Annotated in this window: 25 protein-coding genes and 3 tRNA genes; 17 read left to right on the top strand and 11 right to left on the bottom strand. The window is 48.6% G+C overall.

Annotated elements, in window-relative coordinates:
- Nucleotides 1–2: 2 nt before the first annotated feature.
- Nucleotides 3–1274, bottom strand: a complete 1272-nt coding sequence (locus BGK46_RS05735) for a DASH family cryptochrome (RefSeq protein WP_069587606.1) — start codon at nt 1272–1274, stop codon at nt 3–5.
- A gap of 98 nt (nt 1275–1372) precedes the next feature.
- Entirely contained in the window at nt 1373–1705 is a 333-nt protein-coding gene (locus BGK46_RS05740) for a DUF3392 domain-containing protein (protein ID WP_069587607.1), read from the bottom strand.
- 90 nt (nt 1706–1795) lie between these two features.
- Between BGK46_RS05740 and BGK46_RS05745 the strand changes: the two genes are divergently transcribed.
- A complete protein-coding gene (locus BGK46_RS05745; RefSeq protein WP_069587608.1) occupies nt 1796–2737 on the top strand; it encodes a Gfo/Idh/MocA family protein in 942 nt (313 codons plus the stop codon).
- Nucleotides 2738–2750: 13 nt separating this feature from the next.
- On the opposite strand, the gene BGK46_RS05750 is transcribed toward BGK46_RS05745, so the two are convergent.
- On the bottom strand, nt 2751–4076 hold the full coding sequence (locus BGK46_RS05750) for an ABC1 kinase family protein (protein ID WP_069587609.1): 1326 nt from the start codon (nt 4074–4076) through the stop codon (nt 2751–2753).
- Between the two features lie 319 nt (nt 4077–4395).
- Between BGK46_RS05750 and BGK46_RS05755 the strand changes: the two genes are divergently transcribed.
- The 10 genes from BGK46_RS05755 to BGK46_RS05800 all read left to right on the top strand — a co-directional run bounded on the left by BGK46_RS05755 (nt 4396) and on the right by BGK46_RS05800 (nt 13464).
- Complete coding sequence (locus BGK46_RS05755) at nt 4396–4887, top strand: hypothetical protein (RefSeq protein ID WP_139130737.1); 492 nt, start codon at nt 4396–4398, stop codon at nt 4885–4887.
- Complete coding sequence (locus tag BGK46_RS05760; protein ID WP_069587611.1) at nt 4884–5237, top strand: hypothetical protein; 354 nt, start codon at nt 4884–4886, stop codon at nt 5235–5237. Before BGK46_RS05755 ends, BGK46_RS05760 begins: the two co-directional genes overlap by 4 nt.
- The gene (locus tag BGK46_RS05765) at nt 5228–5935 is read left to right on the top strand and encodes a hypothetical protein (protein WP_069587612.1); all 708 of its coding nucleotides are present in this window, start codon (nt 5228–5230) and stop codon (nt 5933–5935) included. Before BGK46_RS05760 ends, BGK46_RS05765 begins: the two co-directional genes overlap by 10 nt.
- Before the next feature lie 64 nt (nt 5936–5999).
- Entirely contained in the window at nt 6000–6869 is an 870-nt protein-coding gene (locus BGK46_RS05770; RefSeq protein ID WP_069587613.1) for a viperin family antiviral radical SAM protein, read from the top strand.
- A gap of 10 nt (nt 6870–6879) precedes the next feature.
- Nucleotides 6880–7215 (top strand): hypothetical protein, encoded by a 336-nt coding sequence (locus tag BGK46_RS05775; protein ID WP_069587614.1) that lies wholly within the window; start codon nt 6880–6882, stop codon nt 7213–7215.
- 208 nt (nt 7216–7423) lie between these two features.
- Nucleotides 7424–9097, top strand: a complete 1674-nt coding sequence (locus BGK46_RS05780) for a methyl-accepting chemotaxis protein (protein ID WP_217492720.1) — start codon at nt 7424–7426, stop codon at nt 9095–9097.
- Nucleotides 9098–9263: 166 nt separating this feature from the next.
- Nucleotides 9264–11012 (top strand): formate--tetrahydrofolate ligase, encoded by a 1749-nt coding sequence (locus BGK46_RS05785; protein WP_069587616.1) that lies wholly within the window; start codon nt 9264–9266, stop codon nt 11010–11012.
- Between the two features lie 62 nt (nt 11013–11074).
- A complete protein-coding gene (locus tag BGK46_RS05790) occupies nt 11075–11809 on the top strand; it encodes a zeta toxin family protein (protein ID WP_069587617.1) in 735 nt (244 codons plus the stop codon).
- A gap of 289 nt (nt 11810–12098) precedes the next feature.
- Nucleotides 12099–12572 carry an NYN domain-containing protein gene (locus BGK46_RS05795; protein WP_069587618.1) on the top strand — a complete coding sequence of 158 codons (474 nt, stop codon included), beginning with the start codon at nt 12099–12101 and terminating at the stop codon, nt 12570–12572.
- Nucleotides 12573–12639: 67 nt separating this feature from the next.
- Complete coding sequence (locus tag BGK46_RS05800; RefSeq protein ID WP_069587619.1) at nt 12640–13464, top strand: Cof-type HAD-IIB family hydrolase; 825 nt, start codon at nt 12640–12642, stop codon at nt 13462–13464.
- Between the two features lie 170 nt (nt 13465–13634).
- On the opposite strand, the gene BGK46_RS05805 is transcribed toward BGK46_RS05800, so the two are convergent.
- From BGK46_RS05805 to BGK46_RS05825, 5 genes are all read right to left on the bottom strand, one after another.
- Nucleotides 13635–13711: transfer RNA gene (locus tag BGK46_RS05805), tRNA-Val, on the bottom strand.
- A gap of 13 nt (nt 13712–13724) precedes the next feature.
- Nucleotides 13725–13801, bottom strand: a tRNA-Val gene (locus BGK46_RS05810).
- A 23-nt stretch (nt 13802–13824) separates the two neighbouring features.
- Nucleotides 13825–13901 (bottom strand) — tRNA-Val (locus BGK46_RS05815).
- 159 nt (nt 13902–14060) lie between these two features.
- Nucleotides 14061–15065 carry a DUF3080 domain-containing protein gene (locus tag BGK46_RS05820; RefSeq protein WP_069587620.1) on the bottom strand — a complete coding sequence of 335 codons (1005 nt, stop codon included), beginning with the start codon at nt 15063–15065 and terminating at the stop codon, nt 14061–14063.
- 150 nt (nt 15066–15215) lie between these two features.
- Entirely contained in the window at nt 15216–15956 is a 741-nt protein-coding gene (locus BGK46_RS05825) for a UTRA domain-containing protein (RefSeq protein WP_069587621.1), read from the bottom strand.
- Between the two features lie 211 nt (nt 15957–16167).
- On the opposite strand from BGK46_RS05825, the gene BGK46_RS05830 reads away from it, so the two are divergent.
- From BGK46_RS05830 to BGK46_RS05855, 6 genes are read left to right on the top strand one after another with little or no spacing between them, the layout of a single operon-like run.
- Nucleotides 16168–17253 carry an ABC transporter substrate-binding protein gene (locus BGK46_RS05830; RefSeq protein WP_069587622.1) on the top strand — a complete coding sequence of 362 codons (1086 nt, stop codon included), beginning with the start codon at nt 16168–16170 and terminating at the stop codon, nt 17251–17253.
- Nucleotides 17254–17265: 12 nt separating this feature from the next.
- Entirely contained in the window at nt 17266–18087 is an 822-nt protein-coding gene (locus BGK46_RS05835) for an alkaline phosphatase family protein (protein WP_069587623.1), read from the top strand.
- Nucleotides 18084–18992, top strand: a complete 909-nt coding sequence (locus tag BGK46_RS05840) for an ABC transporter permease (RefSeq protein WP_077640339.1) — start codon at nt 18084–18086, stop codon at nt 18990–18992. Before BGK46_RS05835 ends, BGK46_RS05840 begins: the two co-directional genes overlap by 4 nt.
- Nucleotides 18993–18994: 2 nt before the next feature.
- Nucleotides 18995–19780 carry an ABC transporter permease gene (locus BGK46_RS05845; protein WP_069587624.1) on the top strand — a complete coding sequence of 262 codons (786 nt, stop codon included), beginning with the start codon at nt 18995–18997 and terminating at the stop codon, nt 19778–19780.
- Nucleotides 19780–20799, top strand: a complete 1020-nt coding sequence (locus BGK46_RS05850) for an ABC transporter ATP-binding protein (protein WP_069587625.1) — start codon at nt 19780–19782, stop codon at nt 20797–20799. The genes BGK46_RS05845 and BGK46_RS05850 overlap by 1 nt, the downstream gene beginning before the upstream one ends.
- Before the next feature lie 2 nt (nt 20800–20801).
- The gene (locus BGK46_RS05855) at nt 20802–21461 is read left to right on the top strand and encodes an HAD family hydrolase (protein ID WP_069587626.1); all 660 of its coding nucleotides are present in this window, start codon (nt 20802–20804) and stop codon (nt 21459–21461) included.
- 58 nt (nt 21462–21519) lie between these two features.
- Here BGK46_RS05855 and BGK46_RS05860 read toward each other — a convergent pair whose 3' ends face one another.
- The 3 genes from BGK46_RS05860 to hxpB form a co-directional block, all read right to left on the bottom strand.
- Nucleotides 21520–22890 (bottom strand): MATE family efflux transporter, encoded by a 1371-nt coding sequence (locus BGK46_RS05860; RefSeq protein WP_069587627.1) that lies wholly within the window; start codon nt 22888–22890, stop codon nt 21520–21522.
- A 173-nt stretch (nt 22891–23063) separates the two neighbouring features.
- Nucleotides 23064–23267, bottom strand: coding sequence for a CPXCG motif-containing cysteine-rich protein (locus BGK46_RS05865; protein ID WP_069587628.1), 204 nt, complete (start codon nt 23265–23267; stop codon nt 23064–23066).
- A gap of 187 nt (nt 23268–23454) precedes the next feature.
- A complete protein-coding gene (hxpB, locus tag BGK46_RS05870; RefSeq protein ID WP_069587629.1) occupies nt 23455–24099 on the bottom strand; it encodes a hexitol phosphatase HxpB in 645 nt (214 codons plus the stop codon).
- Nucleotides 24100–24120: the final 21 nt, after the last annotated feature.

Below are 24120 nucleotides of genomic sequence, written 5' to 3' on the forward strand. Positions count from 1 at the left end.
CGCTAATGTGACGGAACCTCATCGGCGAGCCAGCGAGCAATAAACGTCCCCTCAGGATCGTATTGTGCAGTTTGCTTGTCGAGATTAAACCGACGACTGCCGCGCGGGTCTGCACCGACACCGGCGAGGTGTTGCCAATTACCATAGTTAGCGGCGACATCGAAATCAATCAGTTGCTGCTCAAAGTAAGCTGCGCCGTAACGCCAGTCCACACCGAGCTCATGTACCAAGCAGCTCGCGACTAATTGACGACTCCGATTCGACATCCATCCCGTGTGTTTTAGCTGGCGCATGGCGGCGTTGACGATCGGGAAATCGGTGTTGCCTTCACGCCATGCCATAAAGGCTTCGGCGTAAAACGTGGTGAGCGGACGTTTATCGGCAATGCCTTTAAAACGGAAAAAGCGCGCTCCGTAGTGATACAACATCCACTGGAAATACTCCCGCCACAGGAGCTCAAAATAGAGCCAATAGGTAGACTCATTTTTTTCCACATTACGCTCATAACGGTCCAGCTCTGCAGCGACCCAACGCACAGACAAACAACCATTGGCTAGCCATGCGGATAAACGGGATGAAAAATCCCAACCATCCAAACCATTTCGCGTCTCTTTGTAGCGCTGAATACGATGGGTATCCCATAAGTAATGATTCAGTTGCGCGCGGCCAGCAATCTCTCCACCTTGATATGGTGCAATACGGCGATCCGATAAAGGTGCGGGCTCGGTAACTATGCCATCGATAGGACGCGGTAAGGACTCTGGCACGGCAAGCGGTAGACGTGGCGGAATGTCGCGCTTTTCGACCGCTTTTCTAAATTGCGTAAAGGTGGCTGGAATATCCGGTAAATCAAAGGGTAACTGATGCTGACTAAACAGCGTATGTGCATCAGACACCACCACACGTTGTGGAAACCGGCTAACAAGGGTATCTATTTGCTGGCGCTCAAAGGGGCCTGGGTGATCGGTGACACCAATAACATCAATCTGATGTTGAGTACACAGGTCGGCGAGCACTTCCAAAGGTGCGCCTGTTCTAATAATGAGCTTTTGTCCCATGACGTCGAGCGCACGATGAAGTTCGATAAGGCTTTGCCATAAAAAGGCTTCGCGCTGAGGGCCGAGATGTTTACTTTGGAAGTGATCGGCGCGTGACCAGCGTGGATCAATGACGAACACACAGGTGATCTCGTCACAGCTCGAAGCAAGATTGGCGAGAGCAGGGTTGTCATGAATTCGAAGGTCGTGGCGAAACCACATCAGTCCGCGTTGCATGTTGATCTCCTTTTTCTCGCCAATACGCCGAGAATCGACATCCAGATTGATCAGTAAGTATGGATGCCGATGTTTTAAACAGCGAATTGGGTCTAGGATTAGATCTGTCGTTGACGTTGCGCCCAATAGCCAACAAACACAAAGACGCCTACCACAGCGCACATCAGCCATTGATCAGGCCATGCGCGCATTTTCGCGGCGAGCCAAGGGGAGACTGCCACAATAAATGCGCCATAGCCAAATGCATTGATGCCAATAAACACCAAGGTGCGGACAAAAAAGTTGTGGCCGGTCAGTAAACGACGCAGGGTACGATTAATGTCGTTACCAAACACCACCAATAAAGATGCGGTGACCGCAATGGCGATCTCGTTTAACCAAGGGGTTAGCCAAGCCCCGCCTTGGGTAAGCCAAGAGATAATAATATTCATAATTCGTCACACTCTGTAGAATGCTGCTAGGTTACTGATTTCTACTAGCGACTTCCAGTCTCAGCGTAAGTCGCGCGGTAAGGAGAAAACATGAGAATTGCCTCGATAGGATTGGGTGATATCGCCCAAAAAGCATACCTGCCACTGCTTGCAAGTTGGCCCGAACTTGACTGGGTTATGTGCAGCCGCCAAGCCGATACACTAGCGGAATTGGCGCAGCAGTATCGGGTGGCGCACACAGCAGCCAATGTTGAAGAAGTATTGGCGTTGAACGTGGATGGGGTGATGATTCATGCTGCCACTCATGCTCATCCGGCGTTGGTGCGTCCGTTCTTAGCCGCAGGTATTCCCGTGTTTGTCGACAAACCGGTGGCCCAATCGGGGGCGGATGTTGAAGCTCTCTTTAACCTTGCTGAAAAGCATAATACGCCTTTGTTTGCAGGATTTAATCGCCGTTATTTGCCGTTGTTAAACGCCCATTTAAACGGCCAGCGCCCAGAAGATGAACTCGGCTCGCCCCTGTTATCGTTGCGGTGGGAAAAGCATCGTCATGCACTGCCAGATGCGCCCCGTCGATTCATTTTCGATGACTTTATTCACCCGCTTGACAGTATTAACCTGCACGGTGACATGAACATTGATGATTTGGATGTGTTTGCCCAGTTTGATGAAGGACTGCTTGCGCGTTTAGATATTCGTTGGCATCGCGACAATAGCTTATTTGAAGCCAGTATGAATCGCCAATATGGCGCCACCAAGGAAACTATTGCCGCAGCCTACCGTAACGAGTGTTACTTCTTTGATGGATTTACGCGTGGTGAGCGCATGCAAGACAATCAAGTCGCGCAATTGGCTCTACCTGATTGGACGGGCATGCAGGCCAGCAAAGGGTTTGAAGCCATGCTGACCCACTGGTTTGAGGTCGTCAAAACGGGCCGGATAGATGCCGCTATCACCGCACGCAGTGTGGCCTCTCATTGGGTGGCCGAAGACTTAGTCGCCTATTGTGAAGCGCTGCGAGACAATGGTTAATTTGGCTTCACGGTTACGCTGTTTTTACGCGTTCTGCCGTGAGGTAAGGCATCAATAAGGCTCGCACATTTAAGGTGACATCCAATTTGGCAGCCAGCAAATACAGCCCCGCAATTTTACGATGCAAAAATAGCGCATCCGCCGGCGGCGTATGCCAATAGCCTTGCTCCATACTCAGCGCCATCCCACGGTTGCGTAAACGGGTGGCTAAATCGGCTTGACCAAAATTAAAGGGCGCGTCCGTCGCTATTGGCTCACAGGCGGTGTTCACAAGCTCAAGCACACTGGCTTTTTGCTCCGGTAAGATCGCCTCGGCAAAAAAGCCAATCTGGGTCAGCGCTGCGTCAATGCCGGGGTTATCTTTTTCAATGGCAGCTAAGAACAACTTGCGATAGCCCTCAGTAAATCGTGAGGTGTACTGACGGGTGGCACCAAAATCGAGCAAGACGATACGGCCACTTTCTGGTTGGTATAAATAATTGGCGAAGTTAGGATCTGTTTGGACTTCCCCAAACACAAACACCTCTTCAAAGAGTAGGGTAAAGAGTTGACTCACCGCGCGGTGACGCACGGCAGGCTCGGCTTTTGTTAGGGTTTCAATCGGTTCACCCGCCATAAAATCCATGGTCAACACGCGATCTGTGGTTAAGGTTGAATGGATATTGGGCACCACTAAATCCGTATGGGCATTCAGCCGCTCGTTAAAGCGCATCATGGCCTTCGCTTCTTTACGATAATCGGCTTCATCATGCAGCTGTTGCTTCGCTTCATCGAGTAAAGCTTGGTAATTCGCGTCTTTGGGGATCAGGCCACTCAAGCGCAATAAGGTAATCACATTATCAACATCGCTATCGATGCTGTCTTTAATCCGCGGGTACTGAACCTTCACCGCCACTTTGTCACCAGCATCAGTATAGGCTTCGTGCACTTGACCTATCGACGCTGACGCGATGGGCGAAAAACGAAAGTGGGTAAAATCTTGCTTCCATTCGGGCCCCCACTGCTCGGTGAGTACTTGGTTAAGTTGGGTTGATGGCATAGGCGTGGCATGATTGCGTAATCGAGCCAATAAATCACTGAGCTCGGGTGGGATCAAATCTCCCGCATCCATTGACAGTAACTGACCGACCTTCATTGCCGCGCCGCGCAAATCCGCCAGTTTATCCGCTACATGAGCAATATTAGCCGGCGACATCACCAAATCTTTACGGCTCGGCCGATTGCCTTGTGCAAACTGCTTCGCACCTTCCCACGCCACATTCGACGCCACACGCCCCGCTAGGGAAGCCAGCGCTCCTAACCGAGAATACCGCCCATGAGGAACCTTGCTACTTTTCATCACCGTCTCCTTATCAGCCAATAAGTGTACGGTATAAACCGAGGAATGGTTTGGTTGGGGGGGTTGGTTGGCCATTCCAACATTGTTTGTTCTTACGCTTCCACCCAGTAAGGTATAAGGTTCCCGGGTTGTTCAATATACCATCATCCGATTTGTAGTGTGATCTAACAACTGGTGTAGGAAATTGCCTACATATACACTTAGCCGCAACATAAAAGATGCCTCGAACAATACAGTCGCTATTGTGTACGAAGCCGGCTGATTTCTCGTTTCCGCACAGGTACGAAAGAAGGCATAAAAAACAGGAATGTTTATTAATATGGTTAAGAAAAACACAAGTATCATCGGCAGATTGCTGTTCGGCATTGCATTCTTTTTGAAATGGGCTTGGCTCTTAACGCTATTTTTATTAGGCCTATTCGCCTATGCGTTGACACCTTTCGAGGTTTTTGAATACGTCTTTTCTTTCACAGAGATCGATCTAATCGAGACACTGTTTTTAGTTTTCTTAGTGGTATTTTTTTATCATTACATAAAGCGTTGCTGGCAGATAGATGTACCAATCGTAAGAAAAATTATCACGCCGTGGGTGCATCAGGCTTGTGTGCTTTTACTAGTGATTGCTGTGTTTGTAGTAAATAAGCAATACTTTCATTTTAACTGGGAACGCTACGCTAGATTACCTTTGGTTGATTTATTGTCTTATCTGTCGATGGCAGTTACCTTCCTTTATAGCTATTATCGAATCAACACGCTTGCTAGAACTAAATACCAAACGAGCGAAATCAACCGCGAAGGAGTTGCAGAATGAGAGTCGTTTGGTATTTAGTATTATGCCTTTTATGCGTTGCTAAGCCCAGCTACGCGTTAATACATTCGGATGCTAAAGCAGGCAGTGCTGATTTTTTGATCTCCGCTTGTCAAGAATATATCGAAATCTATGACAAGAAAGATGCTCCCTATTTTGGTGCCTTTCTCACCACTTCGAAGGAAGAAAGCTTTCGTGCAGGATATTGCTTAGGAGCACTCATGAATGCCGACAATATGTGTACCAGTTATGGCACACAGTCTGTGTATAGAGCCGCAGAGATAATCGCCTCTGTGACGCTTGATGATGCCTATTCTGAAACGCGGTTGTTGGAGCATGCTGTATGTCGTTAATGAATACCAATGAAGCAGTGAAAAGTCTATTCGGTGTTGAAGGAAGCCAGCTCCTTCGCTTAAAAGCGAACAGCTACGTGCGCAACCAAGTCATCCCGCCTACGCCTGAGTGGGTGCGAAAAGAAGAGTTTAGTGACGCAAGCATAAACAAGCGTGGAAAAACGTATTTGACCTCACAAGGGCAAGACTGCTTGTTTAACGCACTGGTGTTAGATGCTTTTTTTAGTGACACCAAATTCGTCAAAAAAGTATTTGATGATTCCTCCGCTCGTACCGAAAGCGCCACCTTATGCGAAGAGATCTTGCTCAACGCGCAATCTGTTCAGTCGACTGCACATTTAACACAGGCGGCGCAGCAGTTTATCGGTGAGATGCAAAATGGTGGGTTCAAATTGCGAGAACAGCGTTTAACGAGTCCCTTCCCCGATCAGCGCTTACCCAATGCGGATATGGCGATGCATAACACAGGGCTGCTCTATCAATTGCTTAGAGAACAGCGGTTGTCACTGTCATTGAAAGAGCAAATTCTCTTTCACTGGTTCGAGCAAGATCTGACAAAAGCGGCACAACTTGCCGAGCAAGTCGATAGTGCCTTGATGGACCGTGATCACGGTTTAGCTGCGCTGGTGAGTCGGGTGAATCAAGAGTATCAAGAGGCTCTGCGCTTTACGTCATTGCTAAACAGTTTACCCGAGTAAAAAAAAGCTTTTTTGTGCACTGCACAAATCAACACTACTTCTGTCACCCAGAAGGAGTAGTGTTATGAACAAAGCAAATCAACTCGTTATCAATTACCACATTACTGAGAAGTGCAATTACGACTGCCATTACTGCTATGCAAAATGGGCAAAGCCTAATGAGATCCACCGAAATATAGACGATATGCGGTCGCTGCTTTTCAAGCTAGCGCAGTACTTCTTTTCACCAAATCCTATTAAGAAAGAGTTGAAGTATCAACGTGTTAGATTAAATTTTGCAGGTGGAGAGCCTTTGCTTTTAAAGCAACGCTTTATTGACGCATTGGATTATGCCATCGAGTTAGGCTTTGATACATCTATTATTACGAACGGCCATTTAATTACAGACCAATTTATTGAGGCGCATAGCCACAAGCTCCAATTACTGGGGATTAGTTATGATGCTTGCGACCTCGAGCGACAGCAGATTATTGGTCGCAAGACAGCTGCGGGTCATGCGTTATCTTTCCACCGACTAGACTCAATTTTTACCCAAGTAAAACACTACTCACCTCACACCGAACTCAAAGTTAATACCGTCGTCAATACGTTTAATATTGAAGAAGATTTCACCACTTTAATGGCACGCATTCAGCCCCATAAATGGAAGGTACTGCGGGTATTACCTGTGTTTGATTCAGTTCAAGCCATCACGGACCAACAATTTCAGGCGTTTGTTGATCGACATCGTTCCGTGTCTCATTGCATGTCGGTTGAAGATAACGACTCAATGACCAATTCGTACCTTATGCTCAGTCCTGATGGTGCATTTTTCCAAAATGGGAATGATGGGCAAGGTTACTTTAAAAGCCGTTCATTGCTTACCACGCCTGTTGACGTTGCATTAGCGGAAACCGGATTTGATGCCGAGAAATTTTCGCAACGTTATCAGTAAGGAGGGGAGCATGACAAAGGAAATTGTAAGTGATGGTGTTAGCGTTCAAATCATTATGCCTAAAACCTCTTCTCGACTTCTCCATCAAGCTGAAGAGGTGGTGGTAAAAATATTGGATCACAAGATCTCGCCAGGCATGCACCCAAAGGTTATTCAGACGAACAAGGACTGGCTAAGTTATCGCGTTAATCGAAAATATAGACTGTTGGTAAAGCGCTCTTGCATTTCTACCGGCCCATATCACTGTATGAGCCATAAAGAATTTGATCGGTGGGCGAGTAAGCGCTGGATTAAAGCTCCGCAACGAAAGAAATTCCCCAGATACAGAGTAATATGGTCTAAATAATACTAGTCTTGCTCGTTCCCGCATGGGAACGAGTCAAATCCACGCCACGATATGACACGGTTCCTACCAGTTACATGACACTTCAACCAGTATCACAGCTTCGCTAATTGAGTGTCGCTTAGTTCATAGAAAACAGCTGGTTATGTTTTATCCTGTCTAGCTAAGTAGTAGCATTTGCTTACAAAATTAGTCTGTAGGGTAAATGCTAATGAAGCTGATGTTTAAAACAAAAATACTGCTGCTTGCCATTGTGCCGCTAATTGCCTCGATATTGATTTTGAGTGCGATCACGGCACATAACGAGCGGACATTAATAGAAGAGAACATTGCCACGTTTCGGGAAAAATTAGTCAACGAGCGTAAAAAACAACTCGAAGAAGTGACTCAGGTGGCCGAGAACATTGTAGAACGCATCAATCCCGGTACCAGTGAGGCACGTCTAGCGGCGCTGAAAACGGCGCTTACTGATGTGAAATTTGGCGAAGCGGGTTACTTTTTTATCTACAACAAACAGGGGATTAATGTGTTTCACCCTGTTAAACCAGCCCTTGAAGGGAAAAACCTGATTGATTTTACCGATCCGAAAGGCAACAAGGTTATTCAAGGCCTGCTTGAGGCCGCACAGCAAGGCGATGGCTTTTTCAATTTTATGTTTGATAAGCCCGGCGCTGACCAGCTGATTGAGAAAATTGGCTATGCGGTGATGATCAATAATGGTCGATGGTTGCTTGGTACCGGTGCCTATATCGATGATATCGAGCGAGAGGTAGCCGCTTATCGCAGTGAAGCAGAGCAAGCATTGGATGCTCAGATCTGGCGTTTAACCTTGCTTGGTTTGGGCACGGTGATTATCACAGTGTTGCTAGTGAGCTGGTTTGCGCAGCGCATTGGTGAACCAGTGAAAAATATGCTCGATAAGCTTAATGATATTGCCAGTGGCGAGGGCGATCTCACTCAGCGCTTGCATGTGCACGGCCATGATGAAATTGCCCAACTTGGTCATGCGTTTAATCGCTTTGTGGACAAACTGCAGCAAACTATTCAACGGGTCGCTCAGGTCACCGCACAAGTGAATAGCACTGCCAGTGATATGGCGCGGCAGACCGCGACGGTAGCCCAGCACTTACAAACTCATGATAACGAAACCGAGCAAGTGGTAACCGCGGTGACAGAGATGAGCTCTGCTGCGCAGGAAGTAGCACAAAACACCACGCAGGTTGCTGATGCCGCTACGTCTGCCACCCAAGATGCGCAAAACGCGCAAACCCAAGTGCATGAATCTATCGCGTCGGTTGAGCGGTTGGTGGCAAAAATGAGCGAGTCGAGTCAGCAAGTGGATCAGCTTAAAGCCCAGTCAGATAAAATTACCTCGGTACTGTCTGTGATTGGTGAAATTGCGGAACAAACCAATCTGCTGGCGCTAAATGCAGCGATTGAAGCCGCCCGTGCGGGCGAGCAGGGCAGAGGCTTTGCGGTGGTGGCCGATGAAGTGCGCACCTTGGCCAGTCGTACCCAAACCAGCACTCATGAGATCCGTGACATGCTTGATGGTCTTCATGTGCATGTAGATAGTGCCGTCAAAACCATTGCCGACAGTGATCAAGAGTGCCAAAGCATGGCAACGATTTCAGCGCAAATTGGCGAACGAATCACCTCGGTGAGTGCGGCTTTCTCGCAAGTAAACGATATGACCTCTCAAATTGCTAGCGCGGCGTCAGAGCAAACCACGGTCACAGAAGATATTCATCGCAATCTGGTATCGATTCGCGACATTGTCGCTAGCTTGTTGACCTCCAGTGAGGCATCGTCACACGCGGCGGAAGAGCTGAGCTCGCTTGGCCAAGATCTCGATACCTTGGTCGGGCAGTTTAAAGTCGCCTAAATCTCTCTTGATTCGCTCCCACGCGAAAGCGTACGCGCAAGGCATGATAAAAACGTTAAAGGACACTTACGGCAAGTGTCCTTTCGCTTTACAATAGGTATTTTAGCGGTATTATGCTCACGCAAACGTTTGCTTTGAACATATTGTGCGCTATTGAGAGGGTTTCATGCTGCCTGATGTCGAGATCTGTCGTAACACCACACTCGCCCCCATATCTACCATTGCCAAGCAAGCTGGCCTCCTTGACTCAGAGTTTAAAACGCAAGGTAGCTATAAAGCCAAAATCTCTCTCGATTGCTTAAAGCGTCTTGCCCCCAAGCGAACGGGAAAGTTAGTCCTGGTCACCGCCATCACTCCCACGCCCTTGGGTGAGGGCAAAACCGTCACCACCATTGGTTTGGCGCAAGGCTTAGCGAAGCTGAATCATTCTGTGACGGCGTGTATTCGTCAGCCTTCGATGGGGCCCGTATTTGGTGTGAAAGGTGGCGCAGCTGGCGGTGGTTATTCGCAAGTGGCTCCGATGGAGGAGCTCAACCTCCACCTGACGGGAGATATTCACGCGGTGACCGCGGCGCACAACTTGGCTGCTGCGGCTATTGATGCGCGAATCTATCACGAGCAACGTCGAGGCTATGACGATTTTGAGGCGCGTAGTGGCTTAAAAGCGTTAAAAATCGACCCAAGTCGTGTGGTATGGAAGCGGGTGATGGATCACAACGATCGCGCCTTGCGTATGGTAACTGTGGGTAAAAACGAACCGGGCAAAACCATCAACGGCTACGAGCGTGAGGGCGGATTTGATATCTCGGCCGCCTCTGAGCTAATGGCGATTCTGGCGTTGGCGAGCGATCTTCGCGATCTGCGTCAGCGCATCGGCCGCATAGTGCTGGCTTATAGCCATACCGGTGAGCCGATCACCACCGAAGATTTGCAAGTGGCCGGCGCGATGGCGGTCAGTATGAAAGAAGCGATTGAACCCACCTTGATGCAAACCCTAGAAGGTGTGCCGACACTGATTCACGCCGGTCCGTTTGCCAATATTGCCCATGGCAATTCGTCGATTATCGCCGATAACATTGCGCTTAAGCTAGGTGATTATACCGTCACCGAAGGTGGCTTTGGCTCGGACATGGGGTTTGAAAAAGCCTGCAACATTAAAGCGCAAGCATCCGGTAAAGCGCCAGACTGTGCAGTGATTGTGGCGACATTGCGTGGCTTAAAAGCCAACTCGGGTCACTACAATTTACAGCCTGGTCAGCCTATGCCCGACGCGCTCTTTGCGGATGATAACGAGGCATTAGTCGCAGGGTGCGAAAACCTCAAATGGCATATCAATAATGTGACGCAATATGGTGCGCCGGCGGTGGTGGCGATTAATCGCTTTCCACAAGACAGTGATGCGGAGCTTGCGACACTCAAGGCGATGATTGAAGCACTGCCCAACAAGGTGCGGGTAGCGATCAGTGATGGCTTTGCCCAAGGTGGCGAGGGTACGCGTGAACTGGCGGAACAAGTGGTCGCGCAATGTGAAACCAATGCATCATTCTCGCCCTTGTATCGTGCCCAGCAAAGCTTGGAAGAAAAACTAATGGCGGTTGCGGAAGTTGGTTATGGTGCGGGAAGCGTGACGTTAAGTGAGACCGCGAAACAGCAACTGCAACAATTTAAAGCGCAAGGATATGACGGCTTGGCAGTCTGTTTGGCGAAAACGCCACTGTCTATTTCAACCGATGGTGCTATAAAAGGCGCTCCCAAAGGCTTTGATGTACCGATCCGCGAGTTGAAATTGTGCGCGGGTGCCGGATTTGTCTATGCCTTATGTGGCAACGTGATGACCATGCCCGGTCTACCGGAAAAACCAGCGTTTATGAACCTTGACCTTGATGATGAGGGTAATATTGTTGGGTTAAGTTAATGACTTAGCGTTCGAGCAGAGTGCTAGGGTTAGATGACGTTGCTCGTTTAAAGGTGAAATCAATGGATGATCAACAAACTACGGATAAAGCTATAAAGCAAGCAAAAGCAATGAAAAAAGTGATTGCCAGAAAGCTTGTTGATCATTTGCCCGAGGAGGAGGAAGCGGCTTCTGTATTTATGGCAGGGTCGCCAGGCGCAGGTAAAACGGAAGCGGCTAGAGCGATGGTTCGTGCTTTCAAGAATGAACACGATCTGACATTGGTGCACATAGAGAACGATGAGTTAAGAAAGGAGTTTGAAGATTATCAAGGTTATAATTCGCCCTTGTTTCAGCGTCCAGCTACAATCTTGGTAGAGGCGATTCATGATCGCGCTTTGAAGCGAAGAGTCAGCTTTATTCTTGATTCAACGCTGTCCAATTTCGAAAAAGCGAAAGATAATATTGAGCGATCTTTGAAAAAAGGCCGCTTTGTCATGATTGTTTTTGTATATCAAGAGCCAGTGCAAGCTTGGCGGTTAGTGAAAGCGAGAGAAAGCGTTGAAGGCCGTCGTGTCCCTAGTGAAGTCTTCATAAATCAGTTCCTAGAGTCACAACGTGTGGTGAGTGAACTAAAGAAACTATTTAGGGATCAGATTGATATCACTTTTATTGAGAAAAACGTCGATGGCGATAACAAGAGACCACACTTTAACGTCAGTGACATTGACGCACTATTGCGCAAAAAGTACAATCGAGAGTCGCTTGAACGTATCGTCGGTATAACGAGAGGAGGAAGCCATGCAGAACAAGCGTAATAAGGTAAAATCTACCGCTTTCTCTGACTTCGTGCGTCACTCATCGTCGAGAGAAAAGCGAAAGTTTTTTGATAAGATAGTGAAAGAAACGATCAAAGAGCAGCAAGACATGCTCACAAAAGCAGAGCAAATAGCTAAATGTCAGTGATCGTTTATATACCTCGCGAGAGCCGCTGTTATCAGCGGCTTTTTTGTTTGTGCTAGATGCGGCCACGCTGACATTGTCTTCACGGTTGCGTGATGTGGTATCCTCTCTGACTTCAATTCTCCCACCGACTGTGAGCCTGACTTGAAAAAAATCGCGGTTTTTGTCGACGTTCAAAATATCTACTACACCACACGCCAAGCCTACGGGCGTCAGTTTAATTATCGCCAGTTGTGGCAAACCCTCAATGATATGGGGAAGGTGGTAACCGCGTATGCCTACGCCATTCGCCGCGATGACGATCAGCAAATCAAATTTCAAGATGCCCTTCGCCACATTGGCTTTACCGTCAAGCTTAAACCTTATATTCAACGCGCCGATGGCAGTACCAAAGGCGATTGGGATGTGGGTATTGCCATTGATGTGATGGAAACCGCACCCGAGGTTGATACCGTGGTGCTGTTATCCGGCGACGGAGATTTTGATTTGCTGATGAACAAAATCCGCTTGCGCTATCACACTGAAGCGGTAGTGCTTGGTGTGCCTTCCCTAACGGCTAATTCCTTGGTGAACAGTGTCGATCGCTTTATCGCGATTGAAGACGATATGTTGTTGTAGGCACGGCGTTTAGTTTGCGGTTCTGGGACAATTTCTGATTTTATGTTGATGTTGAAGTGAGTAAACGATGTACAAATTAATCGCCCTAGATATGGACGGCACCTTGTTAAACAGCGAGAAAGCAATATCTGCTGAGAATAAGCAAGCCATTGCCCGCGCGCGTGAGAAAGGCGTGACTGTGGTATTAGCGTCTGGCCGTCCGCTTGAGGGCATGCAGCCTAAGCTAGACGAACTGGGAATCGGGTCGGATAAAGACTTTGTGCTGTATTACAACGGCTCGATGGTGAAAAACGTGGGGACCGATGAGGTGATCTTGCAAAAAGGGCTAGACGGCAAAGCCGCGAAAGCGCTGGCTCGACATGCTGAAGCATTGGGTGCCTACGTGCACGCGTTTAGTACTGAGCACGGTTTAATTACACCAGCACAGAATCCGTATACCGAAATTGAAGGCAAGATCAACGGCCTAGATATTACCGTGATGGATTTCGAGACCCTAAGCGATGATCATCCGATTATCAAAGTGTTGATGGTGGCAGAGCCAAGCAAGTTAAACGAAGTAATCAGTGCGTTACCATCCGCGCTACGCGAGGAATTTACGGTCGTGCAAAGTGCGCCTTTCTTCCTCGAGTTTTTAAATCCTACGAGCAATAAAGGGGCGGGGGTGGCCGCCATTGCAGCGCATCTAGGTATTCAACCCGATGAAGTGATTTGCATGGGCGATGCTGAAAACGATCACGCGATGTTGGAATACGCGGGCCTTGGCATTGCGATGGCGAATGCCATGGAAGCAACCAAGCAAATCGCGGATTACATTACCGAGAGCAATGATGAGCACGGTGTGGCCAAAGCGATTGAAAAGTTTGTGTTAGCAGCGGATAGCGCCGTAGCGTAAAACGAACAAGCATGAATCAATGGGGCGGGTGCTTGTGCCTGCCTCGTTTTAATTTCATGGTATTGATGGTGTTGTTTACTGATGTGGCGTGAGCCTATCTTGCTTTAAAGAACAGGTAGCGGTATTCGCGGAAAACAAAAAAACCTGCTAAAAAGCAGGCTCTCTGGAAATGGTGCGTCCGGGCAGACTCGAACTGCCGACCCCCGCCATGTCAAGGCGGTACTCTAACCAACTGAGCTACGGACGCGAATTTCAAAATGTGGTGCGTCTGAGTGGACTCGAACCACCGACTTCCACCATGTCAAGGTGACACTCTAACCAACTGAGTTACAGACGCATAATTTGTCGTTTCAAGCAAAGTGGTGCGTCCGAGTGGACTCGAACCACCGACCCCCGCCATGTCAAGGCGATACTCTAACCAGCTGAGCTACGGACGCACAGTGCTTGAAAGCGGGATGAATAGTAGCGAGTTCATCTGTGTCACGCAAGCGCTTGAGCGCACTTTTTTACACATTGACGTCTGTTTGGCGATTTGGTGGTCAAATTGATGGTTTTTCACCATTTTTCTTTATGATCGCGACGTGACAGGCGGACACTTACCCGCCTAAGGTCACGTTACAGCGTTGGAACAGCTGTTGCCATACATCGGCATGATGACGAATGGCCTGTTTATACGCCGTGTATGCCTCGCCTTGCCAATAGGCGGATTTATACGCAGAAAAAGGCGGAGGCGTTTCTAGGGAGGCAAGTTGGTTTAATGTTGGCGATACATCACGATACAAGCCGTCTACGCGCGCCAAATAAGGTTGTACTTCACCCACATAATATTTGTAAAACACGGTTTTTAATCGCTCGAGGCGGGTAGTATCAAAATTTTCACCACACAGTACTTTGGATTGATTGTCGGCAATCAACTGGCTGGTTTGATTAAGCCAATCCGTATGTGCTGTCAGGCTGACGAATAATGCGCCTAAAATCGGTTGTTTTTCAATACTTTCTTGCCACTCAAGAATGCTTTCATGAGTCGACGATGGCTGTTGAACCAAGCGGCCGAATTGTGTCATCGCGCTGACCGCATTGCTATGCGCGGGAAGTTCAACCGGCAACGTGTGAATCGGCAATGACCACTGAGCTTGCCAGGCGCTGCTATCAATCACCGTATTCCAGATAACGATGGGAAGTTGCTGGGTTTTGCTTACGATGGCGTCATTGAGCGCGGTTCGGATGCTGTCATCTTTCACCTTTGGCAGGCATTGCTTAGCGACACGGATAAAACTGAGTTCGTAATCAAGCTGACGAAAGCGATCGGCGACTTTTCCCAGTGAGGAATTACGCTCGGCAATTAAATTAAACAGCCCGCATTGGCGCAGTTCATAAGCATCGAGTAACCCTAAACGGAGATCGGCGATGGGTTGTACCAGCTCCCGTTTACGAGGCAAAGAGGGTAGCGCCGGTAGGTTAAGGGGAGAGGGATCTGCATCCAACACATTTCCGAGGCGTTGTTGGTAGTCGGCCATCATGGCTTTAGCCGGATCGGCTGGTTCACAGGCAGTCAGCAAGCTTATCGATAGAACAATCAGAAGGGGAGCGAGTAAGCGCATAACACGGTGATTCCTTTAGCGTCGATGCCAGTCGATACGAAGGCGACCCGCAACCCGATCGCCACGTCTCATAGTTTACGCAACTTACTGAGTTTATGTCAGTAGGATGGTTTTATTCTCGTTACATCGCTCTAGAACCGATAAGGTCGACTATCGAACAGCGGGGTCGACACTGTCGATACGGATCACCACTGCGTCGGGTCGCCAATATTCAAATTCGCAATCCATCAACTCACCATCTTGCTTGTAGTTGATTCGGCATATTTTGAGGATGGGTTGCCCATTGGCAAGGTTCAATGCTTTGGCAACGTGAGCGGGGGCTGAGGTGGGGATGACTTCAAACCGCGAGCGTTTCGTTTCGTAGTGATATTTGTCTCGGTAAATCCCTGTCAGTGACTGGGTTAAATCCTCAGTTAAGATACCTTCAAACAAAGCGGCTTTCAGCACATTCTCGACAAACAGTACCGCTCGACCATCGATATAACGTAACCGCTCAATGATATGAATGGGCAACATAGGGCCTGCGTCCAACGCACGAGCGTACTCGCCGGATGCGACTTCGTTGCGCACTCTGATTAATCGAGTATCCGCGGTGCGATCTTGTTCGCGGATCATTTGGTGGAAGTGGGTCCGAGATAGAGGGTTATAGCCAATTCGTTCGGGGGACACATACCAACCTCGACGTTCTTCGCGATAAATCAGCCCTTCAGTCTCCAGTGAAACCAAGGCGTCTTTAACCGTAATACGCGTGGTACCGTAGAGCTCACTGAGTTCGCGTTCTGAAGGGAGTTTCTGTCCTTGATGTATCACACCTGCTTGGATTTGCTCTCGCAGATTCTGCTTGATGTATGTCAGCTGCGTACCGTATTGGCGAGTTGTCGTCACGCTCATTAGTGATCTAGTCCAGTAAAGAGTATCCCCGCAAGATAAGTCACAGAGTTAACAGAAATATGACAGCTATCAGTCGCTTGGACACAGGATGCCTGCAATAAAAGTGACATGAAATGTAAGCAGAAATGTCAATCTATTGATGCCTAATCGTCATATTTGCGCCCTAGCATGCAAAACGAACTTACTGACCTAGTCCAGAAGGATAGAGACAATGAAAACTTTGCTAAGTCGTTCCGTTGCTTTACCGGCGAAGCGTATGGTGCCAGCAGCACTGATCGCCGCCACACTGGCGTTTCCTGCGGTGGCTAAAGAGACCAACCTGGAATCTTTGACCAAGGCTGCCCAGCAAGAGGGGGCTGTTTATAGCGTGGGTATGCCCGACAGTTGGGCGAATTGGAAAGACACGTGGGCGGATTTGAAGGCAAATTATGGGTTAATCCACCAAGACACTGACATGAGCTCGGCACAAGAAATTGCCAAATTTGAAGCTGAGAAGAAAAATGCCACCGCGGATATTGGTGACGTCGGCTTTGCATTTGCGCGTGTTGCGGTGAAAAAGGGCGTCACCCAGCCCTATAAGCCGAGTACTTGGGATGATATTCCTGACTGGGCAAAAGACAAAGACGGCCACTGGGCGTTGGCTTATACCGGCACGATCGCGTTTATCGCCAACAATAACTTGGTAAAAGATGCGCCAACATCGTGGCAGGACCTACTTGAAGGGGACTACAAGGTTACGGTCGGGGATGTGGGCGTTGCGTCTCAGGCAAACAATGCTGTCTTAGCGGCTTCATTTGCCAATGGCGGTGATGAATCCAACCTAAAGCCAGCGATCGATTTCTTTGCAAAACTGGCCAAGCAGGGACGCTTATCGTTCACCAACCCAAGCATTGCGAACCTTGAAAAAGGTGAAATTGAAGTGGCTATTATGTGGGACTTCAATGCGCTGAATTACCGCGACAAAATTGATCGTGAGCGTTTCACAGTAAATATTCCTCAAGATGGCTCCGTGATTTCTGGTTACACCACCATTATCAACAAATACGCGAAAAACCCCAACGCGGCGAAGTTGGCGCGTGAGTACATTTTTAGTGACCAAGGGCAAATTAATCTTGCCGAGGGATATGCTCGTCCGATTCGTACCAATGTCACCTTACCTCAGTCGATCCAAGACAAACTGATCGCCAATGACCAATACAGCAATGTGCGCCCAGTGACGAACTTCTCGGCATGGGAAAAGTCAGCGCGCCGTCTACCTCGTCAATGGCAAGAAAGTGTACTTATCCACCAGCAATAGAAGTCGGTTAGTATGAATAATAAGGTGATCCTTGTTGTTCTTGACGGACTGAATTATCAGGTAGCCCGTGATTGCATGGGCTATCTGAACGGTCTTGTAGAACAACCTCATTCCCAATCAGCGCTGCGCACCACGCTTTATCAGCTGCAAAGTGAATTGCCATCCATGTCTCGCCCTTTGTATGAGTGCATCTTAACCGGGATCCGCCCGATAGAAAGCGGCATCGTCAACAATACGATTGTGCGTTTATCCAAGCATGATTCAGTTTTTAGCTTGGCGAGCGCACAAGGCAAGGTAACCGCGGCTGCGGCCTATCATTGGATCAGCGAGCTCTATAATCGTGCGCCTTTTGAGCCGGTTAGAGATCGCTTTACGCATGACACATCACTCAATATTCAGCATGGCTGTTTCTACCATTGGGATCATTACCCAGATGAAGCCTTGTTGTTGGACGCAGAGTATTTACGTCGTACTTTCGAGCCCGATTTTTTGCTCATCCACCCCATGAATATGGATGATCTCGGGCACAAACACGGCTTGGATTCTCAGCAATATCGCAATGGTGCGCGGCATATTGATAGTTTGCTCGCGAATTACATCGAAGCTTGGGTAGCCGACGGTTATCAAGTGCTGATCACCAGCGATCATGGGATGAATAATGATAGGTCGCACGGTGGTACGTTGGCAGAAGAGCGCGATGTGCCTTTGTTTGTTATCGGTGAGCGTTTTAGCCATCAAGCCTGCCAGGTTAAACAAACCGAACTGTGCGGCACTGTGTGTCAGCTATTGCAGCTCGACCACCCCAAACCTTTTACTCAGGAATTGTTAGCATGATGGACAGTTCTCTTACTCCCACGCACACCCATACACCGACCAAAACCAAGCTCGCTTGGGTGACTCGACTTAAACGTTGGAAACCCGCGCTGTGGTTAGTTCCTTTTGGCTGCTTTTTCTATCTGTTTCAGATTGCGCCCATGGTCTGGGTGTTCGTTAATAGCTTTATTTACGACGACACATTAAGCGTCGATAACTATGTCGAAATCATCGACTCTGCGTTTATGCTTCAGGCGTTTAGTAATAGCTTGTGGCTGGCGTTTTGGTCGAGTGTGGTGGGGTTGGCCATCGCAACTTTGTTGGTGTCTTCGCTACGTCGTGTCGATTCTAAACTTCGTGATGGCGTGATTGCCTTTACCAATATGAGCAGCAACTTTGCCGGCGTGCCATTGGCGTTTGCCTTTATCATTATTTTGGGTACCAATGGCGCCATTACCTTGCTCCTCAAGCAATACGGTGTACTGGGCGAGTTTGACCTTTACGGCAAGTGGGGATTGTTGGCGATCTATATTTATTTTCAAATTCCACTTGCGGTGTTGCTTCTCTATCCCGCGTTTGATGCGTTGAGTGATGACTGGCAAGCCGCCGCTGCCCTGTTGGGGGCTCGTACATCACAATACTGGGCGCGAGTGGCCTTGCCTGTTCTCTCTCCCGCGTTATTTGGCACCTTTATTATCCTCATTGCCAATGCTATCGGCGCTTATGCCAGTGTTTATGCGCTAACGTCGGGTAATTACAACCTTGTCACCGTGCGCATTGCCAGTTTGGTATCGGGCGATTTATTCCTTGAGCCCAATCTGGCAGCGGCGATTTCTGTCATTCTGATGGTGTTACTGGCGTTTATCACCGTCGTTAACCAATGGCTTATTGCGAAAAGCTACGCGGGCAAAAAGGGGAGAAAATAGCGATGGATACGATGAATAACCGATACCACAAAACCGTGGTTTACGGCATTGTTGGCGTGATGCTAGTCCCGATCTTAGCGACCTTAATCTATTCATTCTCATCGCGTTGGGGCGCCACAGTGTTACCCGATGGATTTACGTTGGATTGGTACCTAAAGCTGGTTACCGATCCGCGTTTTTTAGAAGCATTTGGTCGCTCGCTGTTTATTTGTATCGCCGCGTTGACGCTCAGTGTGGTGTTGATCTTACCGGCAATTTTTGTCGTGTTTTACTACTTTCCATCCCTCGATAAGCTAATGAATATGCTGATCTTGCTTCCCTTTGCCGTGCCACCTGTGGTGTCTTCGGTGGGGTTACTTCAGCTTTATGCCGACAGCGAGATTGCACTGATTGGCACCCCTTGGATTTTGATTGGCACCTACTTCACTATTGCGTTGCCCTTTATGTACCGTGCGATTGCCAATAGCTTCGAGGCAATTCACCTGCATGATCTGATGGATGCCGCTCATTTACTCGGCGCGAGTACCCGCCAAGCCTTTTTACTGATCGTACTACCGAATGTGAAAAAAGGCCTCATGGCGTCGCTGTTCTTGTCGTTTTCGTTTCTACTCGGCGAGTTTGTTTTTGCCAATATCTTGGTGGGAACCCGTTACGAGACACTGCAAATCTATCTCTACAATATGCGTCAAACCAGTGGTCACTTTACTTCCGCCTTGGTCATGACCTATTTCCTGTTTATTTTCTTACTGACTTGGCTCGCAAGTCGTTTTAGCCGAGGGGTGAAATAATGAGTTACGTTCGTGCCAATAACCTGACGAAACGCTTTGGTGATAACACTGTCTTTGAAGACATTGAGTTCACGATTGAGCAAGGCGAATTTATTACTTTGTTGGGGCCGAGTGGTTGCGGTAAATCAACCTTGCTACGCAGCCTGGCTGGCTTGAACCCCGTTGATGATGGTGAGATATGGGTAAATGGTGAAAATATTACTCACCAAACGCCTCAGCAGCGAGGGATTGGCATGGTGTTTCAGTCATACGCCTTGTTCCCCAATATGACGGTTGAAGCCAATATTGCTTTTGGATTGAAAATGAAGCGATGGGGGACGGCTGACATCCAACGTGAAGTGGCTAAGGTTATTGCGCTGGTTGATCTGACGGGGAAGGAAAAACACTATCCACACCAATTATCTGGCGGACAGCGTCAACGTGTTGCCCTTGCTCGCGCTTTGGTCGTGAAACCGCGAATTTTATTGCTAGATGAGCCACTCTCGGCACTGGATGCCAAAATTCGCAAACACCTTCGCCAGCAAATCCGTGACATTCAAAAAGAGATGGATTTGACCACGATCTTTGTTACCCATGACCAAGAAGAAGCGATGATCATGTCAGATCGTATTTTCTTGATGGACAAAGGTGAAATCGTACAAGCGGGCACGCCGGAAGCCATTTATACCCAGCCGGCCAATGAGTTTGTTGCCGGGTTTATGGGCCATTACAACTTGGTAGAGGCCAAGAAAGCGAAACAGCTGTTTAATCTGGATACCGAGTGGAAAGTGGCGATTCGCCCTGAGTCCATTTATATCAAAGAGCCGGGACGCCAATATGGCTCACATATTTCTGCGCCACGTGTCGGTCGGATCCATAACCATCAACTGCTTGGTAATGTGATTCGCTACCAAGTGGCGGTCGATGACTGCCACCTCACCGTGGATCTACTCAATCGCTCATCTGAGCGTTTGTTGGCGAACGGTAGTCAGCTCGAGCTGCTTTTTAACCTTAATGAACTCCAACCCGTGAGGCCTTAGCTATGTCGTCACCTTTGTACGTTTTTGATATGGACGATACCTTGATTAATGGTGACTGTGCCATGTTGTTTAACGCGTTTTTGGTAGAAAAAGGCGTGGTGACGCAATCCGATTTTTTAAAGGAAGATCAGCGTTTAATGCAGCTTTATACGCAAGGAAAGCTCGACATGGCGAGCTACCTTCAATTTGCGATGGCGCCCCTGACCGACTTATCCGTCGAACAGGTCCATGCGTTGGTAGAAGAGTGTTTGCACACCAAAATTTTACCTAAGCAGTTTGCCGAGTCGAAAACATTGCTGGCGCAGTTAGACCGTGATGGCATCGATAGGGTGATTATTTCAGCCAGCGTTACGTTTCTTGTCGAGGCGGTGGGGCGCCACCTTGGGATCCCTGACGCCTTGGGGATTGATTTAGTGACAGCGCACAATCGTTATACCGCTACCATTGCTGGCGTACCAAGCTATCGAGAAGGGAAGGTGGCACGTTTAGAGGCATGGCTAAATGCTCAGTCAACCGACTATTCAGCGATTCACTTTTTCACCGATTCGATCAACGATTTGCCTTTATGCTTGTACGCTGATTATGTTTACTTGGTCAACCCTTGTTCGCAGTTACGCGCCCAAGCCGATCAGCCCAATTGGACGATTTTAAGTTGGGAATAGATTATAGGTGGGAGAGGAGGTTGCCCTGCTGAAAGAAAACCTCAGCAGGGCGATAGGATTAGCGTTCTGACATGGCAAGTTGAAACTCAGAGGACTGGTTGCGCATCCAAAACAATCGCAGACCGAGCAAGAGGGCGGCGGTGGAAATACCAATAATGATCCCAACCCAAAAGCCGTGAGCGCCCATTGCCGGTACCAGCCAATCTGTCATGCCTAATACGTAGCCGAGTGGCAAACCAAACACCCAGTAAGACACCAATGTTCGTTGGAAGATGGCGCGCATATCTTTATAACCACGCAGTGCACCGGCGGCAACCACTTGAATAGAGTCGGTAATTTGATATACCGCTGCCAATAACATCAAGGATGAGGCCAGTGTCGCCACTTCCACATTATCCGAGTAGAGTGCGATGATGGGGTCGCGGAGCCAAACGGTAAGGATAGCCGTAATACACGCGGTGCTTACGCCAAGCCAAATACCAATTTTGGCCGAATTGCCCGCACCTACCGTGGTGCGTTTGCCCAGCAAATGACCCACGCGAATACTGACTGCTGCACTGAGGCTCATCGGTAGCATAAAAATCATGGTCGAAAAGTTAATCGCAACTTGGTGAGCGGCCACGGTAATCGGTCCCAGCGGAGCAATCAAAATCGCAATGGCTGCAAACAAGGTCACTTCAAAAAAGAGTGACGCGGCAACAGGAAAACCGAGGCGAAACAGGCGGATTTGTTCTTTAAACGCAGGCGCATAAAGCGAAACAAACAGCTGTAAGGTGCTCAGTTTTTTACTGAATACCACATAAATCCACATCAATACGGCCATCAGCCAATACACAATGGCGGTTGCGACCCCACAGCCGACACCGCCAAGCTCAGGCGCACCGAGTTTGCCATACACAAACATCCAGTTTAACGGAATGTTGGCGGCAAGGCCGATAAAACCAATGACCATCGCGGGAATGGTCATCGACATGCCTTCGCAAAGGTTACGAATCGCTTGGAACACCAAAAAGGCCGGAACCGCCCAAATCACGGCGTGTAAGTAACCGATTGTTTTATCGGTTAATGCAGCTTCAACATCCATCAAGTTGATGATGACGCCAGCTTTATACAAAACCAATCCGATAGGAATACTCAGAAACAGCGCCATATAGAGGCCTTGCTGAAATTGATAGGGGATCTGGTCGTCCTTGCTTGCGCCATTAAGCTGAGCAATCATCGGGACCATAGCCATCAACAGGCCAATACCAAACAAAATAGCTGGCATCCACACACTGGATGCAACGGCGACGGCGGCCATGTCGGTCGCGCTATAGCCACCGGCCATGACGGTGTCGACAAAGCCCATCGACGTTTGCGCGATTTGCGCGATAAACACTGGAATACTGAGCCTAATTATGGCGCTCGCTTCATCACGATACTGCTGCACGACTGCCTCAACACGGTTGTCTAAAAGGGAAGGAGGGAACAGATAATACGAGGGAGATTATACGTGCTAGAGCGGTGAAAGAGAAAGCAAAACTCGGCACGGCGCCTGTATTTCTGACAGACGGGACAACGCTGAGTGTGTCGCGTTAGATAGGCCCGAGCGCGTCTTATCCGTTAAAAGATTTGCTCGTCGTCTGCATCGACAAATAAATTGACCGTTTTATGCAACTCATCAATCTGCATATTGTAGTGAATGGCATTGCAGCAATTTGGGCAATCTTCATAGAACTCTTGGTTTCCGCCGCTTAAGTCAAGCGTAATATCAAAACGGTGTCCACAATGGGGGCAGCTCACGATCCGGTCAGTGATGTCTTTCATTATTCCTCCTCATGATGGGACGTCACTTTCTCTCCAATAAGGCTTTCTTGATAAGTATAGAAGATATGATGAGGCGCGGTCCTCCTCGGATAAAGTGTATCGAGGTGCTGAGGGAGGTGGTAAAGTGATGGAAATAAAAGAGGCGGCCAATGCCGCCTTATGGAAATGCCCATGAACGATATCGGTGTTACAGCATCTCCGAGGTAAAGTCGCCAAGAGTCTCAAGTTTGTGATCCGCAATGACAAAGCGTGGATCATCCCATTCGTGAGCGGCGGGTACTACAATGGTTTTCATCGAGGCCGCTTTGGCGGCGAGCAGACCAGTGAATGAGTCCTCGAAGGCAATACATTGCTCAGGCTCAACGTCTAGTGCTTGCGCGGCATTCAGGTAGACTTCTGGATGGGGTTTTCCGTGCTTTAAATCACCGGCGGATTCAATAATAGAAAACTGATCACTTAACCCTAATGCATCTAGCGTTGGGTGAATGAGCGACAGGGGAGACGAAGACGCAAGCCCGATTTTAAGTCCGGCTTGGCGACAAATGGCCAATGCCTCTTTCACGCCCGGCATCATGGGTTTTTCTTGCTGAACCAATTCGACCACACGCGCGACGATACGCTCTCTAACCTCGGCATTTGAAGGGCCCTGCCAAGGTTGCGTACGTGCATAGTGTTTTACAATTTCATCGATGCGAACACCAGTGGTGTCACGGGTGTCTTGCAAACTAATGGAAACTCCTAGCTCGCTCAGTACATCGATTTGAGCGCGTTGCCAGAAGGGTTCTGAGTCGACCAAAAGGCCGTCCATATCGAAAATTGCGGCAGATAACATTGCCAACCTCTATCTGTATGC

The organism is Salinivibrio sp. SS2 (assembly GCF_001722075.1).
GTDB lineage: Bacteria > Pseudomonadota > Gammaproteobacteria > Enterobacterales > Vibrionaceae > Salinivibrio > Salinivibrio proteolyticus.